The sequence below is a fragment of the Actinomadura sp. CNU-125 genome, assembly GCF_001942465.1.
Taxonomy (GTDB): domain Bacteria; phylum Actinomycetota; class Actinomycetes; order Streptosporangiales; family Streptosporangiaceae; genus Spirillospora.
Genome location: NZ_MKJY01000144.1, coordinates 1 through 18,488 on the forward strand (window position 1 = coordinate 1; position 18,488 = coordinate 18,488).

At 65.7% G+C, this 18,488-nt stretch carries 12 protein-coding genes; 7 read left to right on the forward strand and 5 right to left on the reverse strand.

All coding sequences use genetic code 11. From position 1 onward, the window contains the following. The first annotated feature begins 345 nt into the window (after window positions 1-345). Both BJF79_RS18150 and BJF79_RS18155 read left to right on the forward strand, forming a co-directional pair. Window positions 346-1,158, forward strand: coding sequence for a hypothetical protein (locus BJF79_RS18150; protein WP_075898982.1), 813 nt, complete (start codon window positions 346-348; stop codon window positions 1,156-1,158). Window positions 1,159-1,175: 17 nt separating this feature from the next. Further along, entirely contained in the window at window positions 1,176-1,460 is a 285-nt protein-coding gene (locus BJF79_RS18155; RefSeq protein ID WP_075898984.1) for a hypothetical protein, read from the forward strand. Window positions 1,461-1,919: 459 nt separating this feature from the next. On the opposite strand, the gene BJF79_RS18160 is transcribed toward BJF79_RS18155, so the two are convergent. The 3 genes from BJF79_RS18160 to BJF79_RS18170 form a co-directional block, all read right to left on the reverse strand. Then, window positions 1,920-3,221, reverse strand: a complete 1,302-nt coding sequence (locus BJF79_RS18160) for a hypothetical protein (RefSeq protein ID WP_143220013.1) — start codon at window positions 3,219-3,221, stop codon at window positions 1,920-1,922. Window positions 3,222-3,480: 259 nt separating this feature from the next. Beyond that, window positions 3,481-4,638, reverse strand: a complete 1,158-nt coding sequence (locus tag BJF79_RS18165) for an McrC family protein (protein ID WP_075898988.1) — start codon at window positions 4,636-4,638, stop codon at window positions 3,481-3,483. Continuing rightward, window positions 4,635-6,800, reverse strand: a complete 2,166-nt coding sequence (locus BJF79_RS18170; protein WP_083733551.1) for an McrB family protein — start codon at window positions 6,798-6,800, stop codon at window positions 4,635-4,637. Before BJF79_RS18170 ends, BJF79_RS18165 begins: the two co-directional genes overlap by 4 nt. A gap of 528 nt (window positions 6,801-7,328) precedes the next feature. On the opposite strand from BJF79_RS18170, the gene BJF79_RS18175 reads away from it, so the two are divergent. Next, the gene (locus tag BJF79_RS18175) at window positions 7,329-8,504 is read left to right on the forward strand and encodes a tyrosine-type recombinase/integrase (protein ID WP_075898992.1); all 1,176 of its coding nucleotides are present in this window, start codon (window positions 7,329-7,331) and stop codon (window positions 8,502-8,504) included. Between the two features lie 165 nt (window positions 8,505-8,669). On the opposite strand, the gene BJF79_RS18180 is transcribed toward BJF79_RS18175, so the two are convergent. After that, window positions 8,670-9,638 (reverse strand): NYN domain-containing protein, encoded by a 969-nt coding sequence (locus BJF79_RS18180; protein ID WP_262402226.1) that lies wholly within the window; start codon window positions 9,636-9,638, stop codon window positions 8,670-8,672. Window positions 9,639-10,774: 1,136 nt separating this feature from the next. Here BJF79_RS18180 and BJF79_RS18185 point away from each other — a divergent pair. The 4 genes from BJF79_RS18185 to BJF79_RS18200 all read left to right on the forward strand — a co-directional run bounded on the left by BJF79_RS18185 (window position 10,775) and on the right by BJF79_RS18200 (window position 17,648). Then, window positions 10,775-11,161, forward strand: a complete 387-nt coding sequence (locus tag BJF79_RS18185; protein ID WP_075898994.1) for a helix-turn-helix domain-containing protein — start codon at window positions 10,775-10,777, stop codon at window positions 11,159-11,161. Between the two features lie 42 nt (window positions 11,162-11,203). Further along, on the forward strand, window positions 11,204-13,210 hold the full coding sequence (locus tag BJF79_RS18190; RefSeq protein ID WP_075898996.1) for a class I SAM-dependent DNA methyltransferase: 2,007 nt from the start codon (window positions 11,204-11,206) through the stop codon (window positions 13,208-13,210). 77 nt (window positions 13,211-13,287) lie between these two features. Continuing rightward, a complete protein-coding gene (locus tag BJF79_RS18195; protein WP_158079215.1) occupies window positions 13,288-14,409 on the forward strand; it encodes a restriction endonuclease subunit S in 1,122 nt (373 codons plus the stop codon). Then, window positions 14,406-17,648, forward strand: a complete 3,243-nt coding sequence (locus BJF79_RS18200; RefSeq protein ID WP_262402227.1) for a type I restriction endonuclease subunit R — start codon at window positions 14,406-14,408, stop codon at window positions 17,646-17,648. Before BJF79_RS18195 ends, BJF79_RS18200 begins: the two co-directional genes overlap by 4 nt. Before the next feature lie 283 nt (window positions 17,649-17,931). Here the strand turns inward: BJF79_RS18200 and BJF79_RS60610 are convergent, their stop codons facing one another. Then, window positions 17,932-18,363, reverse strand: a complete 432-nt coding sequence (locus BJF79_RS60610; protein WP_262402228.1) for an ATP-binding cassette domain-containing protein — start codon at window positions 18,361-18,363, stop codon at window positions 17,932-17,934. Window positions 18,364-18,488: the final 125 nt, after the last annotated feature.

The following is an 18,488-nucleotide window of genomic DNA, read 5'->3' on the forward strand; positions in this document are numbered from 1 at the left end:
AAACGCGAGCAAGGCGACAAAAACGCCTTCCAGCCCGCACGCCTCGTCGAAGGACAACGCGCCGCCGGATGGCGCGAGGCGCTCAACGAACTCGCCGTCGCCTATCCGGGACGCATCAGATAAAGCCGACTTCACCTTCTACCTGCAAGGTCATTCCACACCTGAGGTTACAAGCTCCGGCCACCCACGAGCGATGCGGCGGCTCAGCCGTTGGTCGGAGACGGCGGCTGTGTCAACCGGTGAGGGCGGTGCGGCGTCTTCACCGAATAGGGACCAGTGCTTTTGGTGGGGTGTAGCGGGGGTTGTGTCGTGTACGGATGGCCAGTTATCGATCCTCCTGCTGAGATGCCTGAACGGTTGCCCCGGCTGGTTGCCGCGCCGGCATGGCTTGCGGGGAATGTTGAGGTCGAGGTCGTCGGGGAGGCCTTTTACCAGGACGCGGTGTATGCCGCTGCGGCCGACTCTGGCGCTGAGGGGTTGCGGACGGCGGTGCTGGTACCGGCGCCCCCGTTCTCGAAATTTCCGACCGCGGTGGCCGTCTACGTTCAGACGCACTTGGTCGGGCACCTGCCGGCCGATGTCAGCGAGCAGGTGCATCGTGCGGTGCTGAACTGCGCGGGCGCTTGGGGCGGACGACTACCGTCGTGCCCGGCGGAGTTCTATGACTACGAGCATGGTCGGCAGGTGGTTCTCCTGCTCGATCCGCAGCCGTTGGGTCTGCCGCATGAGTTGCTGGTTAAGGTGCCGGAGATGGCCAAGACCGTCGCTGGCCTGTTCTGGCTGCTCGACCAGCCCGCGCCGCTCCTGAACGGCCATCACCCGACGGCGCGAGGCCAACTTGAGGCCGTCGAGACCGAATGCGCTGCCGAGACCGCGACGCGCTTCGAAGACCGGTCGCCTCGCGTCTGGCCGAGTCTGGAACGCAGGGCCGGCAGGCTGGTCGGCGACTTGGGTGCGGCGGCGGACCCGTGGGCGGCGCGCGCGTGGCTGGCACTGGCGCGCTGCACCCGGTTCCAGAAGGGACGGCGCGACGACACGCTGCGGGCCTACTTCAACGCGCTGCACCTGGACCGTACCAATACCGACGCCAGGGAGGCGGCAACCTGCGCGCCTTCAGTAGACCGACCCTGCGGGCGGCCCTGGAGAACATGGCGATAAGTCGGAACGATCGGGGATTGGTCGCCGCTCTGGCCGCTGACGCGGGACTGCGCGAGGAGAAGGAGGGCGACCTGGAGAAGGCGATCGTCTCCTACCGCAGAGCCGTCGCCGCTGGCAGCACCGACGCGAAGGTCATCGACCGGCTCACCATCTGGCTTGTCAAGCAAGACCTCTACGCCGAAGCGGCCGCAGCGCTCACCCAAGCCTTGCGCAATCCGGCCGAGGCCGCGACCAGACAAGACCGGCTCCGCAAACGCCTCGAGCGATGCCAGCGCGAACTTTCACGGTCGAGTAAGCCCTGAGCCCCTCTGGTAACGACGATGCCAGTGCGTTGAAAGAACTGCACCCTTTTTCGCATCAGGCTTCAGGCTGAGCGGCGGCTGGCCGAGGCGAAGGAAGGGCCGCTCTTCAGGAACTGCCTCAGGACTCGCCCCGGTTCCACCAACGGCCGGTACAAAACACTCGGCGCGAGTATCCCACCGAGTCGGGTAAAAGCGTGCGCGCTCGGCCGACAGGGCTGCCGGGCAGTAACCGTCGACGTCGCTGATCGGCGTATCGCCGGTGTCCGGGTGATGGCCACTGACGACGTGGGCTGAATCGGCCTACCAGGTGAACATCACCCGGCTCCTGCGCCCTGCTCGTCCTGACCACCAGCCACGTTACCCGGTGACGAATGATCAAAACCTCGAAACCGCCGGCCAAGCAACACGAGCACCCCCGGCCACACCAGCCTCTGACCAGCATTTCAGGATGGCGCTACTTCAGCGAACAGACTCGCCGGGCCCGGCAAGCTCTTCGGTCAGGGTCCGGAGCGATTGAAGACTCGTGGCCGCCTGGTCCATAATTCGGGAGATCCTGTTGGTAGCTGCCGTGAGTTGCCCCAGGCGGTCGTCCAGCTTCTTCTCCGCGTGGGACTGAACCCGAGCGTCGACACCTCCGGCAACGGACGGGATCAGGGTGGCAACAGCGGCGACAGTAGCCACGGGGATCGGGGCGGGGACTCCAGGGACCCGAATCATCCTCGTTCCTGCCAGTTGGCGCGCGGTGCAAAAGGCTCCCGGGGTGGCTCTTACCGCAGGAAGTACCCAGTTCCCGCGCTCGGGCCGGAACAGGGCACGGAGACTCTCCTCAAGCCGGCCGAGCTGGTTATGTACGTCTTCGATCTCAGTGCGGAACCGGTCTGCATACTTGGTGGTCAACTCGGTGTGGGTACAGGCGCCGTCAGGGTCGTTCTCATGATGGGCGAGGGCGACCCGGGCGAGTCCTAGTTGGACCGAAGCCGCATAGACTTTTCCCAGCAGGTCAAGGTACAGCATCGCCCCCTCCACCGCCCCTTCGCTCACCCTCTGCGCCTGGTGTGGGTTTCCCTGCTGCGCGGCATGCTCCAACTTCCTCACCGCATCCGAGAGATGTTCCATGCACTTGTGCCTTGCGTCACCCAGGCTGTTCGTGATGATCGCGAACCTGCTTGCCTCGATGTCGCCTTTGCCGTATTCACGAAGCTGCGCAACCAGATCCTCGACCTGCTCGACTACATTCTTGACAGCCCCCTTCTGGTCGGACTGCAGGTGATCGAAGATGTCGTTCACCGCCTGCCGGATGGCTTTGATGTCCCGGGCCATCTCGGCTGCCTGAACTTGAGTCGCGATCGCACCCAAGATGGCTGCCCCATTCGTCATCACGGCAACACTCGTTGCTGGGCGAATCCGCATCAGACGTGCGAACTGGCCTCCATCGCGGAGATTGGCCTGCACCCATCCCCCTTCCTCGGTGACCGCCTTGAAACCGCTCTTCCACATCGCGTGAGAGGTCGGGTCGAGTTCGACCAGACGGCCGGTCAGACGCTGAGCCTCGATAAACGCCTTGGTGCCAACATCCAGTGTTCGCAGGAGAGACGCCGATTCACTGTGGGTGAGGTCGGAGATCCAGCGCCCCCAGCGTGAACGCTCCGGCCTGGAAGGAGCACCGAAGATGACTGCTTGATCGTCAGTCAATCGGACGACAATCTCTTCGGGCTCTTCCTCGGCGCCATCGCGCCCATCCCACTCGACTGGCTTCGACATGCGGTCGAGTGTAGGCCTATATCCCTATAGGGCAAAGCAAATCAGCATCACCACCTGGCGCGCTGCCGCCGGAAGGGCGATCGGGGTCGCCGGTTGTGGAGATGGCCTGCCCCGCGCCCTGGCGTTGACCTACACCAGCGTGATACGAGGTTTTCCGTCCGTCCCAGGGCGGGTTCACCTAAGAGGGGAAGTATCCCCCGTACAGGCGTAGAAGGGGGCACAATCCTGCAAAGACGACTTTTTTGCAGGTGCCCCCTCATTAGTGTTCGTTCCACATCCTGTGGGCCAGTGCCGCGAGTTGGGCGAGGAGGTCGGCGGGGGATGCGGTGAGGTTGAGGGCTACGGGAGTGATCGTGATGTCGCTGTTGCGGATGTGGCGAGGGGCGAGAGGCGTGGAGCCACTGGCGTACACGAGCCAGCCGCGTTTCAGGGCGAAGATGGTGCAGTAGGCAAGCATCTGCTGGTGGTCGTTGGAGCGGGCGTCGGTCTTGTACTTCGCGTCGGCGACCAGGACGGGGCGGTCGCCGACGAGGTGCAGAAGGTCAGGGCGGAGGGGGACTCGGCGTTCTTCGTCCAGGTAGGTCGGGTATTGGGCCTCGGTGCGGCCGGGGCGGTCACGAAGAGCTTCGATCAGCGCGGTCGTCACGAAGTCCTCGAAGACCGTTGGCATGTTCGCCACGAACGCCGCGATGGGTGTCCGGCCGGGAAGAGTTTCGACGGATTGGTTGCGTAGGACCAGTTCGGCGAGCCGCAGCGCCGCGATGTAGCGGCGGTTCAGCCGTGTCTCGCGCCACGGTGAAATCGGCGCGCTGGGGACTGGCAAGGTGACACCGTCGAGCCGGGAGTCGAGGTGGAGTAGACGTGACCTGGTCTCCCACCGCAGACGGGGTATCGCCGCAGCTCGTCGCAGCGCCGCCCGCAGGATCCGGTTCTCGGTGATGTCCGGAGAGTAGTCGTCGTGTGTGACTTCTATCGGGATCGGCAGCAGCGGTCGCCGGGACCACTGGTCGGCGAGCCGGGGCCGTCCGCGGATGACCGTCAGCGACTCCTCGCGGGTCACGTACCCCTGAAGGATTCCGTCCCGCAATACTCGCGCGGCCTGCCTGCTCAGCGCTTCGGCGACAGCCGCCAGCGGATCGAGGTCGGCGGTGCCCTCGACGTGCTCAATGCGGAAACCGGGGTTCGCGGCGTGGCCCAAGAGGAACAGGAGGCGCGCGACTCCCGTTTTGGGTTCGACGACGACATCGGTTCCGCCCACCCTGACCGCACCGACCATCATCGGCACCGGCCGTATCGACCAGCGGCCGGGACCTGCGGGAGTCGCCTCGACGAGTCCGGACCGGTGGAGGGCACCGGCCGTTTCCGCGTCGAGAGCGGCCGCCACGGCACTGCCGTTCTCGGTCAGGCGTAGTGTCATGGTGTCTCGGCGGCGTTCGCGCGGATCGCGGCCAGCCCGAACCGCTCCCGGACCTGTCGGCGGTCCAAGGTCCCGTAGTAGTGCTCTTCCAAAAGCGGCAGGATTGAGTGCTCCCAGATCCGCTCCAGCCCGCCGGGGCGGTCGGCGCCGGGCGTCATGAGGTAGGACGGGCCGATCCGGTGGTCGCGATCTTCAATCTCGCCGTTGAGCGCGGTCAGGAGGGCCTCCCGGTCGTCTCGGTCGCGCCCGGTTGCCTTCTGCCAGCGGGCGAGAAGCCCGGAGACGGGATCGGTGTCGGGATGCAGTTCGAAGAACGCGAACCGTCTGCGCATGGCCGCGTCGACCAGTGCGATCGACCGGTCGGCCGTGTTCATCGTGGCGATGACGAAGACATTCTCGGGCAGCGTGAACGGCTCGTCCGGGGAGTACTGGAGGTGAATTGCCTCTTCGCGGTACTCCAGCAAGAAGTACAGCTCACCGAAGATCTTCGCCAGATTGCCCCGGTTGATCTCATCGATGATCAGGAAGTGCGCGCCACCGGGATTCTTGCGCGCGTCGACCGCCAGACGGCGCAGCGGGCCGGGCGTCAACGTGAACGCCACGCCCCCGTCCGGGCTCTCGATAGGCCGAAACCCCTCGACGAAGTCCTCGTAAGAGTAGGACGGATGGAACTGCACGAGCCGGATCGCGTCGACCTCGGCGAGGTGCTCGGCGAGTTTCCGGGCGAGGAAGGTCTTGCCGGTCCCGGGCGGGCCGTGCAGGACGATCTGCTGCCGCTCAGCGAGGACCTCGACGAGCTCGGTGATCCAGCCGGGATCGTAAAGGACGTCTTCGGCCAGCCGCGCCGCGGCTTTCTCCGCATCGAGCAGCGGGGCGGTGCCGGCGCCGGACGCAGGGGCCGGGTCGTCGGCGGCGCCTTCGACGAGGTCAAGGAGATGCGCCTCGAAGGAGGTCAGGTCGATGATCGTGCCTGGACGGGACGCGGAGGCAACAAGGTCGCGCCGCACCTCTGTGACGATCTTGGGCGACCATGCGACCGTGCGCGCGAACACGCCACCATGGACCTCGGACGCGATGGTCTCGCCGGTGATCTGTCCGACGTGCAGGACGCCGTGCTCGTAGGTCACGATGAGGTCGTCGACCTTCATGCGATTGCAGAAGATGTCGAACTCGGTCACGAGTTCCAGGCGCTCAACGTAGTTTTCATGCCGGTAAGCCTCTTCGACCGCCGTGCGGATCTCCGCCTTGCCCGTGCCCCGCTCGGGGAGGGCCAGATGTGTGGCGGGGATCGAGACCAGCCCGTCCTCCTGCCATCGCTCGCCGGCTCCGGTGGGCCTGGGGCGGACAAGCCAGGCACGGCGGCCTTCGTCGCGGTGCCGTTGCCACTGCGACCGGTATGGCTCGTTGTAATAGTCGACCGGCGTGCCCGCCTTCTCGTTCTGTCGGATGCGGATCTTCAGCAGGTCGCGGTCGAGGGATACGGCGTCACGACCTGCAGACTCCCCGATCTCGTGCAGGAACGCCTCGCGGATCCACCGCTTGTGGTCCTGATTGGCGATCGGGAAGAACGTGCGAGGGAAAGCCAGGTAGAGCAGCGCGTTGCGGATGCCCGGCTGGTCGATGGGCATCGCGGCGACGACCTCGCGAAACCGCCAGGGCTCGTCCAACGCGGCCTGACGGACTTCTTCCGGCTGCTCCCACCAGTGCGCCAAAAACGACAGCAGCCAGCCGACCTGATTCCAGATCTGGATGAGGAACCCGACACCGCCGTTGAACACCCCGGGCTGACCGAGCGCTTCGTCCAGGTCCGCAGGAAGCGCAGGGGGCCGCTCGGCCCACCCGAGCACCTCCTCGATCCGTCTGCGCTTGGTGTCAGGCTTGAGGTTCGTCAGCGGCACGGCCTGCAGGAACAGCAGCTCTGCGCAGAGGAGAACGGTGGCCCTGGACGCCCCCTCGAGCTGTGCCTTCAGCTTCACCATGAACGAACCGCTGCCCTCATCCGCCTTGTCGATGATCCGGTGCCGCAGGTCAGCGGCCGCCTCCGGTGACCAGGCCGGCTCAGCGATGTCCAGGGCCGACAGCCCCGAGGCCAGCCCGTTCCGAAGAACATGGCGGGCTGCCCGTTCGACCACTGGATCGCCCCACGCCTGCTCGTCGTCCACCGTGCCTCCCACGCGTTGTTAGACCCCCTCCTCGGGATCCAACCACCCCGTCCGATGCGGTGCGGGGAAGACGAGAACTGAGCCTTCGACCGGAGCGCGGGCGCCCACGGTGGCCTCATTCGAGCACGCCGCAGGACGTCGCCCTTGGTGCCCTTCCAAAGCACCACCTTGTCACCGCCCGGCGAGACATGCCAGCGCCGACGCGCCACTCGATCGCGGTGATGCCATGCCCTATGAAGGCTTCACTGGCTTCGCCGCCACTCATTTATGGCGGCAGTTCGTCGCCTCATTGGAGCGGACCATCCTGGGGCGCATGGGACCTTCGAGGAGTGCTGGTGGGGTGTACCGGCGATGCGGTTGCGAGGATCCGCGGACCGGCCGGACGGCAGGGCGCGGCTGCCTGCGGCTGGCGGCGGAGAGCAGCCACGGCAGTTGGTATCTGCGGCTGGAACTCGGCGCCGGGTTGGATGGGCGGCGCCGAAGGGTGCGGCGGGGCGGCTTCCGAACCCGAAAGCCGCCGAGGAGGCGTTGGCGCGGCTGCGCGGCCCGACCGGGAACGCGGTGACGGTGGAGGAGTGGCTGGCGTGGTGGCTGCGGGAGCATCCGGGCGCGGCCTCGACCGTGACCGGGTACGCCGGCCACGTCCGCCTGTACCTGACTCCGCACTTGGGCGAGCTGCTGCTGGGCGAGTTGACCGTGGAGCACGTGCGCGAGATGTTCGCCCGGATCGTCCACGACCACCAGGCGGAAGGACGTCCGATCCGGCAGGCGACGCTGAACCGGATCCGCGCCACGCTGCGCAGCGCACTGAACACCGCCCTGCGGGACGGCCTCATCACCGAGAACCCGGCAGCGTTGCTTGTGCTGCCGACGGCGCGGCGGCCGCGGGCGGTGGTGTGGACGGCCACGCGCGTCGAGCACCGGGAACGCCCCGGAGAGCGTCCGGCGGTCGCGGTCTGGACCGCCGAGCAGACCGCCGCGTTCCTGCACGCCATCGGCGGCCACCGTCTCTACGCCGCCTACCACCTGATCGCACTGTGCGGCCTGCGGCGCGGCGAGGCGGCCGGGCTGCGCTGCGTAGACGTCGACCTCGAACACGGCACCGCGACCATCGCCCAGCAGTTGCAGCGGCGGAACGGCCGCCTGCAGGCGTGCCCGCCCAAGACCGCGCACAGCGCCCGCGTCATCGCGCTGGACCGCACCACCATCGCCGCACTGCGGGCGCACCGCGACCTGCAGCAAGCCGAGGCCGCCGCCTACGGCGACCGATACCGCGACAGCGGGTATGTGTTCACCAACCTCAACGGCGATCTGGTCTCCCCGGGGCGGCTCACGCACGTGTTCCAGCGGATGTTGGCCAAGAACCGGTTGCCCCCGGTCCGGCTGCACGACCTGCGCCACGGCGCGGCCACCCTCGCACTGGCGGCGGGGGTGGAGTTGAAGGTGGTGCAAGAAATGCTCGGGCATTCCAGCATCGTGCTGACCGCCGACACCTACACCTCGGTGCTGCCCAAGGGCGCGCACACCGCTGCCGAGCAGGCGTGCCTGGCCTGCCGCCGCGGCGCCGCGCCAAGCGGGTGCCGGCATCAACCACGGTCACCGACCTCGTCAATCGGGACTTCCGCCGCGACGCCCCGAAGGAGTTGTGGTTCGCCGACATCACCGCATGTGATGACAAGTAACCCCCTCGGACGGGCGCGATGACCAACGCTCGTGAGCCAGTACGCACACGGAGCCACCCCGCCTGCGGGGGAGCAGCGGACCGGCCTCGCTAAGAACAGTCGCGAGGCGGGGGGCCATCCCGCGTGCAGGTGGACCGGAGCCCCGCTTATCGGCGCGCTGCCGTGGACCTTCAGACCCGCTCTGCGCTCAGTACCCCTGCTCCGGGACGCTTGCCACATGGTCCACCGGCGCGTCCAGCCATACCCGGACGACGGCGAGGTCCTCCTCGGAGAACACCGTCTCGCTGGAATCAATGCGCTCCAGGACGTTGCGTACGAACGCCTCCCCGATCTCCTCTGCGGTCGGCGGGGGATTCTGGTGGAGCGGGGAACCACCTCTGGCCGCGCCGTTCATGACGAATCCGATGTGCTGGCGGCTCACCCGCAGGCCGTACTCCGAGAGTCTGTCCCGTGACCAGGCAGTGCACTCGGTCATGTTGAATGTGTGCTCGGATGCGTAATCGGAGAGCGCACCGTAGACAGCGGGCCACCAGTCCTGTGGAAGTCGGGGCAGATTTATCAGGTCGCCGAGACGCTCGATGGGCTCCGGCACCGGCACTTTCTGTGTGCCGCCCTCGGGCGGCTGGTGTCGGCCCGCGTCCCACAGCAGATGCTGGGACATAGTCAGGCCCGGCAGGTTCAGGCTCGACAGCGCCCTGGCGAAGCCGCCGAGACCGAACCAGGTCGGACCGACCGCAGCGGCGCCCAGTTCAGCGCGCACCTGCTGCGCCAGCGACGCGAGGTTGAGCGGTTCGGCGGCGCCGTTGTACTCCCGTGAAACGATCGACCTGAAAGCCTCGTAGGCTCCGGAACTATGGGCGGGAACGGGTTCCGAATGCCCGGTGCTGTCCCCATCCGACGTGAACTCTCCGCTCGGATCGTCGTCGAGGTCAATGGATTCGCCTTGGACGAGCGCTAGGATCTGATGACCATTGAGCACCTGGTCGGCGATCGAGGTGTACGCCGCGGCTGCGTCCAGCGGCGACATGATAAGCGTACGCCGGTCTGCGCGGCGCAGGCGTTGGAGCAGCGGTGTCATGTCGGAGTCGCCCGAGGCGATGATGAACTCGTCACACACTGGCTCCGTCGACAGCGCATCGATCGCGTCGACGACCACCCTGATGTCTGCTCCGTTCTTCGTAGCGTTGTAACGCGGGCAGTCGACGACCTCGAACCGGCCCGCACGAACGCGGCCCGGTAACGGGAGAAGTACCTACGCTCGGTACCCATCGGCACGTAACCACTGGGATTCAGGTAGCACCGCAGCACAAGCCACCGCCGCCGCACTCCAGAACCCGGAATCTCTGATAGCTGCCGCAGCCACGTTCCGGGGTCCGTCGCGAACTGCTCAGCCGCCAGCGGATCCAACTCACGCAGACCGCTGAAAACGTTGTCGAAATCCAAATACAGTGCAGTCCGCATGTGATGCATGGCAGTACCCTAGCGCCCCCTCATCTCCCCAGGGGTGGATTTGTCAAGTTAATTACGTTCTTGAATGGTTTGGTGTGCAGTGGGCGATCGGATGAGGGACCTTCAAAGGTGATCTGGATGGCGTTCATGGTTGCTTTCCGCTGGATCCCTGCATGTGCTGCCCTTGTCGGTGGGCTCCAGACGGGACTACCCCGGCGATGTTGGAGGCCCAGATCGTTGGTTCTCAGCCGGCCTGGAGCGCTGTGCCGCGTGACCGGTGGAACGCTTCCTCGTACTCGCGCGGGGGAGTGAGGCGGCCCGGATCTTCCGGACAAGGATCCTTGGGCCTCTGTCTGGAAGATCCGGGGCACCTCAGTGGCCCCACTAGAATGTTGTCATGGCATGCACGACGGTGTGTGGACTCGGTGGGGCACAACAGCCGCACTTGTCAGGGTGAGCACCCGACGTGTCCGAATTGCGGTAAGCCGACCGCCAACATGAACGACTACTCCGAGCGACACGACAGCGGTTACTGCTCTCCTGTCGCCTCCCCTGATTGCTGAGGTGGCCCGCTATGACGCTTGTTTGTACGTCTTGCGACGAGGTCGTCGAGGACGAGGCTGACTGGCACGACGAATCCGAGTTGTGCAACGCTTGTTTTGAGGTCAGCGGCGGTCCCATGTACTGCTGCGGCATCATGTATGACAACGGCGAGGACACCTGCAGGAGTTGCGGCGACCCGCTCTAACCAGGGTTATTGGGTGATGGCGGTCGGGTAAGTCGAGGGACCCGTCGGTGTGGGCGTATGCCGGTGACATGGCCAGATACCCCCAGGGCGGCGGGATGACCGCCGCCGGCCGTGACAAACGAGAACAAGTACGGATGCAGGCCGCGCAGTGGTTCACCGAAGGGCGGCCCAACGCCCGGATCGCCGCCGACCTGCGGGTCGGACTGCGGCAGGTGGAGAAATGGCGCCGGGCCTGGCACGAGGGCGGGGCCGGGGCGCTGCGGTCCAAGGGCCCGCACGGGCGCCCGCGGTTGGACCAGGCGGCCTTCGCTCGGCTGGAGGCCGAGCTGAACCGCGGCCCCGCCGCGCACGGCTGGGCCCACGACCAGCGGTGGACGCTGGACCGGGTCGCCGAGGTGATCCGCCGGCTGTTCGGCATCGACTACACCCGGCCCGGGGCGGTTCATTCTCCCCAGATATGTCGGAGCCCGCCGATAGAATGACGCGAGTTACTCAGCCTCTTCCCAGACCAGGAGAACTATCAGTTGTCAGTCCTGTCCAGCTTCGTATGGAGCGTCGCCGACACTCTGCGAGGACCCTACGCCGAGGCCGAGTACGGCTCGGTCATCCTCCCCTTCACGGTGCTGCGTCGCCTCGAGTGCGTGATGGCCCCGCACCGCGAGGCGATGGCCGAGATCGTGGCGCAGTACCCCGGGGAGCAGCAGCGGCGCACGCACTTGAAGCTCAAGACCCGCACCGCGGACAGCACGGGGTTGTCGTTCTGGACGACGAGCGACTACACGCTGAAGAAGGCGCTGCAGGACCCGGACAACCTGGCCGAGAACCTCATCGACTACGTCGGCGGGTTCTCCTCGAACCTTGACGTGTTCAAGGCCTTCGACTTCGAGAACGTGATCCGCACGCTCGATGCCCGCGACCGCCTCGCCCAGGTGGCCCGTCACTTCGAGAAGCTCGATCTGTCACCGGACGCAGTGTCCAACGCCGACATGGGCGACCTGTTCGAGAATCTCATCTACCGGTTCGCGGAGTCTGCCAACGACGGTGCCGGCCAGTTCTACACGCCGCGTGACGTCGTCCGCTTGCTCGTTGACCTGGTCTACGCGGAAGACACCGAGGCCCTGCGCGGACGAGGTACGGTGCGGTCCATCTACGACCCCACTGTGGGCACCGGTGGTATGCTCACCGTCGCCGATGAGCACCTGCGCGGCCTCAACCCCGATGCCTCCACCGCCTTGTTCGGCCAGGAGATCAACCCGCGCACCTATGCCATCTGCAAGGCGGACCTCCTCATCACCGGGCAGGATGCGTCAAACGTCCGCCAGGGAGACACGCTCGTCGTCGACCGCTTCGAGGACCGCCGCTTCGACTACGTCCTGTCTAACCCACCGTTTGGGACCGACTGGAAAGCTGTCGAGTCAGAGGTCCGCGACGAACACGTCCGTGGCGGGCAAGGCCGGTTCGCGCCGGGGCTGCCAGCAGTCGGCGACGCGGCAATGCTGTTCCTGCTGCACGTCGCATCAAAGATGCGCGACGTCGATGAGAGCGGCCGAGGCGGCAAGGCTGGCATCGTCCTCAACGGTTCCCCGCTGTTCAACGGTGGTGCGGGCTCTGGTCCCTCGGACATCCGTGGCCACATGCTGGAGAACGATCTGGTCGAGGCCATCGTCGCGCTGCCCAACGACATGTTCTACAACACCGGCATCGCCACCTACCTGTGGGTCCTGTCGAATGCCAAGCCAGCCGAGCGCAAGGGCCGCGTCCAGCTGATCGACGCGTCGGGCCTAGGCTCGAAGCTACGCAAGTCGATCGGCTCCAAGCGCGTCGAGATCGCTGACAAGGACCGCAAGGCGATCGTGCGTGCGTTCGCTGGGACACGCAGCGATGACGACGACGTTACCGTGCCGACCAAGATCTTCGATAACCGGGACTTCGCATACTGGACCGTCACGGTCGAGCGTCCACTTCAGCTCCGCTTCGAGTGCACACCGGAGATCATCGAGGCCGTCGCTCAGCACAAGAAGCTCGGCCAGATCGCTGGCCTGACCAAGGCTTTGGAGTCGTTCAGCGACCAGCCGTACCTTAACCGCGAGAAGTTCAACCGCGAACTCGGTAAGCATCTCGGCGATCACGGCGTCAAGCTGACTACCGCACAGCGCAAGACGCTGTGGCAGACCATCGGAGTCCACGACGAGACCGCCGATATCTGTCTGCACACCTCGGGTACACGCAAGGGCGAGCCAGAACCCGACCCCGCACTGCGCGACACTGAGAACGTTCCGTTCGGCTGGGGCGGGCATCCAAAGACTCACGAAGCGCTTGAAGAGACGGTGCAGGCCTACTTCGATGCCGAGGTGAAACCACACGTCGACAATGCGTGGATCGACTGGGGCAAGACTAAGACCGGCTACGAGATCCCCTTCACCCGGCACTTTTACACCTACGACCCGCCCAGACCACTCAGCGAGATCGACGCCGATCTCGATCGGGTGGTCGGTGAGATCATGATTTTGTTGCGGCAGGTGGAGGCATGATGACAACTCACCGGTCCGTCGTCCGCGAGACTCAGAGGGTTGGGCAACGGTGGCTGACGGACGTTCCCGCCGAGTGGTTGGCGACCAGGCTGCGATTTGTCTGTGACATTGCGACTGGATCAGGTGACACACAGGATGCAGAGCCCGAGGGCGAGTATCACTTCTATGTCCGATCGCCACACCCGCTGCGCAGTACAGGCTTCACCTTCGATACCGAGGCCGTGCTGACTGCAGGTGACGGCGCAGTCGGTGAGGTGTTTCACCACGTCCGCGGCAAGTTCCACGCTCATCAACGTGTTTACGTGCTTTCAAATTTCCGCCATATCCTACCGCGGTACTTCTACTATTATTTCTCCTCGTTCTTTCGGCTAATGGCCCAAGACGGCTCCGCCCGCACCACTGTTGACTCGGTGCGCCGATGGATGCTAACTGACATGCCATTCGTGCTTCCGCCGCTCGACGAGCAGCGCGCCATCGCCGACTACCTGGACAACGAGACGGCCCAGATCGACGCGCTCGTGGCGAAACAGGAGGGGTTCATCGGGCTGCTGCGTGAACGGCAAGAGGCATTCGCTGACGCTGAGTTTCAGCAGCGCGGGGACAGACGCAGCGCCACTGTTCGACAGACTCTGGTTCGTCTCGACCGGTCACCACTACCTGGCTCAGGCGTGGTAACTGCCTACCGCGATGGCGTAGTTACCCTCAGGGCGAACCGTCGCGCGGACGGATACACAATGTCCGAAGCTGAGGCCGGATACCAGGGCGTCCTCCCTGGAGACATCGTGTTCCATGCCCTCGACGGCTTCGCTGGCGCTGTCGGCATTTCGGACAGCGAGGGGCAGTGCTCACCCGTCTACCACGTGTGCCGACCTCGGTATGCTGACGATGCCGAGTACCTTGCGCTACTCATCCGATACATGGGCACCTCCGGCTTTCTCAGCACTCAGGCCCCCAGCACCCGGCAACGCAGCGTGGACTTCAGGAACTGGGGCACCTTCGCACGTGTCCCACTTGTGCTTCCAACGGTGGACCACCAGAAGAAGTTTGTTGCTGAGTATCAAGCTCACTCAGCCCGCTTCGATGGCCTGATCGCGAAAGCGCAAGAGCACATCGCGCTCGCCAAGGAACGTCGGTCGGCATTGATCACGGCGGCGGTGACAGGGCAGATCGACGTACGCACTGCACGAATGGCGGGGTGAAAGCCGTGACGGCACCAGATGGGACCCGTGAGGCGGCGTTCGAGACCGAGATCGCCGAGTACCTCGCCGCGCACGGCTGGGACTACAGCAAGAGCGACGAAGGCTATGACGTCAACCGGGCGATCTGGCCCGAGGACGTGCACTGGTGGCTGTCCGAGACGCAGCCGACGGAGTACGCCAAGGTCGTCCGCCTCGGCACGGCCACAGAGGCCGCGGACCGTGAGGCGTTACTGGCCTCTCTCGTGTCTCGCCTGGACACGCCGATGAGATCGGGTGGAGGCACGCTCAACGTGTTGCGGCGGAAGTTCTCCCACACCCGCGGTGCGACGGCGCATCTGCGTATGTGCCAGTTCAAGCCGGCCACGACGCTGAACCGTGAGGTAATCGAGCAGTACCGGAAGGTGCGGCTGCGGGTGGTTCGGCAGGTGCACTTTTCCCCGAAGCGTGGGGACACACGGTCGATCGACTTGGTGTTCTTCGTTAACGGCCTGCCGGTGGCCACCTGCGAGCTGAAGTCGTTCTTTAAACAGAAGTGGCACTCTGCAGTCAGCCAGTACCGCAACGACCGGAACCCGGCGGGGCAGCCGCTGCTCGGGTTCGGCACCCGCGCCCTGGTCCACTTCGCCGTCGACGACGACCAGATCCACATGACCACGAAGCTGGCCGGCGAGAAGACCTATTTCCTGCCCTTCAACCGTGGCCACGAGGACATCGGCGCGGCGGGGAATCCGCCGAACCCGGATGGTTCGGCGACGTCGTACCTGTGGGAGCAGGTCCTGCAGCGCGACAACTGGCTGGCCATCCTCGGGTCGCAGATGTTCCTCAAGACCGAGGCCGACGAAGACCCGGCCACCGGCAAGATCAAGCGGTCCACGGAACTGATGTTCCCGCGCTACCACCAGTGGCGGGCGGTGACGAAGCTCATCGACTCGGTCACCGAGGAAGGGCCCGGTCGCCGGTACTTGATCGAACACTCGGCGGGATCGGGCAAGACGAACACGATTGCTTGGACGGCGCACCGGCTGGCTCGGCTTCATAACCAGTCGAACGAGAAGGTGTTCGACAAGGTCCTGATCGTCTCCGACCGCAGGGTCCTTGACGCACAATTGCAGCAGGCGGTCGAGCAGGTCGATGACACGGTTGGCACCGTCGCGGTCATCGACTCCGCGGCCGTGCGCCGCTCGGGTGGTTCGAAGTCTCGCGCGCTGCTGGACGCGCTGACCGGGTCGGCTCTGATTGTGGTCGTCACGATACAGACGTTCCCCTATGTCAAGGGTCTGCTGGAGACGACCCTGGGTGATCGGAACTTCGCGGTGATTGTCGACGAAGCACACACATCCCAGTCGGGTAAGACCGCTGCCGACCTGAAGAAGGTCCTCACCGAGGGTGGCCAGGTCACCGACGATGACGAGGTCGACAGCCAGGACGTCGTCAACCAGGTCGTCGAAGCCGATGCTGCTCGCGAGCGTCAGATCTCTGCGGAGACCGCGGCGCGCGCCGGGGCTCAGAACGTGTCCCTGTTGGCGTTCACGGCGACGCCCAAGGAGAAGACGAAGATGCTCTTCGGGCGAGAGAACGAGGAGGGGAAGCCGGTCTCGTTCGACGTTTACCCGATGCGGCAGGCGATCGAGGAGGGCTTCATCCTCGATGTGCTGCGCGGCTACCAGACCTACAAGACCGCCTTCGAGATCGAACAGCGTGGCGAGGGCGGCGTCGTCACCGGCATCACCGCAGGTGCAGGAGCCGATGATGATGCGGACCGTCTCGTCGATCCCAAGGTCGCCTCGCGCAAGATCATGCGGTTCGCGAACCTACACCCGACGAATGTGGGGCAAAAGGTCGAGCTCATCGTCGAGCACTTCCGCGCCAACGTCGCCCACCTCCTCGACGGGCACGCGAAGGCCATGGTCGTGACCGACTCGCGCCAGGCCGCGGTTCGCTACAAGATCGAGACGGATAAGTACCTTGCCCAGAAGCGGTACGGGTACCAGGCCATCGTGGCGTTCAGCGACAAGATCAGCGATGACGAGTACGGGCTTACCGATGTCACCGAGGCCTCGATGAATCCTGGCCTCGGGTCTGATCTGGTGAGGGAGTTTCGGCGACCCGAATACCGGCTCATGCTGGTCGCTGACAAGTTCCAGACCGGCTTTGATCAGCCTCTGCTGTGCGCCATGTACGTGGACAAGCGGCTGCCCGACGTGCACGCGGTGCAGACGTTGTCCCGGCTTAACCGCACATACCGAGCGCCTTCGGGTGAGGCGAAGGACCGCACGTTCGTGCTCGACTTTGTCAACGACCCCGAAGAGATTCGCGAGGCGTTCCTGACCTACTACCTCGAGGCACACGTCGAAACGGCGACGGACCCGAACCTCGTTCACCGGCTCGCGACCAAGCTGGCCCAGGCCAGGATCTACACGCCGGCGGACGTGGAGCGCTACGCACAGGCGTGGTGGGCCCCGACCCAGTCCCATGGCGCTCTCGCTGCCGCGGTGACTCCGGCGCGCGATGAGTTCGTGAACCGATGGACGGACGCGGCCTCGCAGCAGGACAGCCAGGCGCTCGACGAGTTGCGGACCTTCCGGAAAGACTGCGGCTCCTACGTGCGCCTATACGACTTCATGTCCCAGGTCGTCGACTACGGCACCACCGATCTGGAGAAGCTCTCGGAGTTCCTGCGCCAGCTGACGCGTCTGCTTCCCTCAGAGGAGTCAGGCGGCGACGTCGACGTGTCAGGGCTTGAGCTGCGACGGGTTCGCCAGATCGACCAAGGGAAGGCCGACATCGCTCTGTCCGATAGCCAGGACACACCTGGCCTGCGCGGCATCATCGGGGTCGGGTCCGGCGTTTCACGCCAGGACCCTCAGCAGGAGCTGCTCTCGGAGGTCGTCGCCCGGATCAACGCCTTGTTCGGTGCGGAGTTCGCCGACCCGCAGATCGAGGGGTTCGTCATCGCCGCCGCCGGCATGGCCGAGGAGAATCCCCGCATCGCCGAGCAGATCGACCACAACGCTGTCGATCAGTTCCTGGCGTCTCCCGATCTGCGAGAGACACTCACCGACGCGGCAGTTCTGAACGAGGGAGCCTTCGGCAAGCTCACCGGCGCACTCACCGGCGAGAACGAGCGCGCCGACGAGTTCATCCGCCTTATCGGCGCGTATCTGTACCAGTCGCGCAGACTGCGCACGATCGACGACGCGGAGCCCGAGGACGGCGGCTCGGGACCTGAGCTGCCGTGAGTGAGAGGTCAGTCAGCACGAGCGGGAACCCGACATCGGCCGTTCTGCGCCCGCCGCGACCGCCCCGTGCCGCGGCATGCGTGGGCTGCGCCATCAGGTGGTCGTGGTCGGCGTGTTCGGTGACGCGTCCGCCGGCCAGGACGTAGATCCGGTCGGCGTGGCGGACGTTGGCCAATCTGTACGTGATCAAAAGGCCGGTGCGGCCGCGGCTGGTGGCGTGCCCGCGGATCGGGTCGAACAGGCGGTGCTCGGCGCGGGCGTCGAGGGCAGCAGTGGGCTCGTCTCAGATCAGCACCGGCGCGTCCCGGTAGAAGCCGCGGGAGGCGGCCAGGCGCTGCCACTGCCCGCCCGACAGTTCCCGGCCGTCGGCGAAGCGCTTGTCCAGCAGCGTGTCCAACCCGCGCGGCAGCGTCGCCCTGACCTCGTCGGCGCCGGACGCGGCAGCGGCCTGCCGCACCGCCGGTAGTACTCCGGGTTCGGTGAGGTCGTCACCCAGTGCGATGTTCTCGGCGGCGGTCATCGGCCAGTGCGTGTGGTCCTGGGCGACCACGACGATCGCGTGGCGTAGCTCCTCGGGGTCGAGGTCGGTGACGCTGCGGCCGTCCCACCGCTCCTGGCCCTGCTGCGGCCGGTACAGCCCGGCCAGGAGCTTGGCCAGCGTGGTCTTGCCGGAGCTGTTCTCCCCGACGAGCGCGATTACCTCCCCGCGCCGCATCCGCACCGACACCTACCGCAGCGAGGGCGCGTCGCCGCCGGGATAGGTGAAGGCGGTGATCTCCTCGAACCCCTTCAACGTCGCGACCGTCGCCGCGTCCTTGCCGGGGCTGACGGCGGCCATGG

What these genes read in the sequence shown, in the direction of transcription:
- BJF79_RS18150 (WP_075898982.1), top strand. Translation starts at nt 346, where the DNA reads ATGCCTGAACGGTTGCCCCGGCTGGTTGCCGCGCCGGCATGGCTTGCG.
- BJF79_RS18165 (WP_075898988.1), bottom strand. Translation starts at nt 4,638, where the DNA reads ATGACACTACGCCTGACCGAGAACGGCAGTGCCGTGGCGGCCGCTCTC.
- BJF79_RS18185 (WP_075898994.1), top strand. Translation starts at nt 10,775, where the DNA reads ATGACCGCCGCCGGCCGTGACAAACGAGAACAAGTACGGATGCAGGCC.
- BJF79_RS18160 (WP_143220013.1), bottom strand. Translation starts at nt 3,221, where the DNA reads ATGTCGAAGCCAGTCGAGTGGGATGGGCGCGATGGCGCCGAGGAAGAG.
- BJF79_RS60610 (WP_262402228.1), bottom strand. Translation starts at nt 18,363, where the DNA reads ATGCGGCGCGGGGAGGTAATCGCGCTCGTCGGGGAGAACAGCTCCGGC.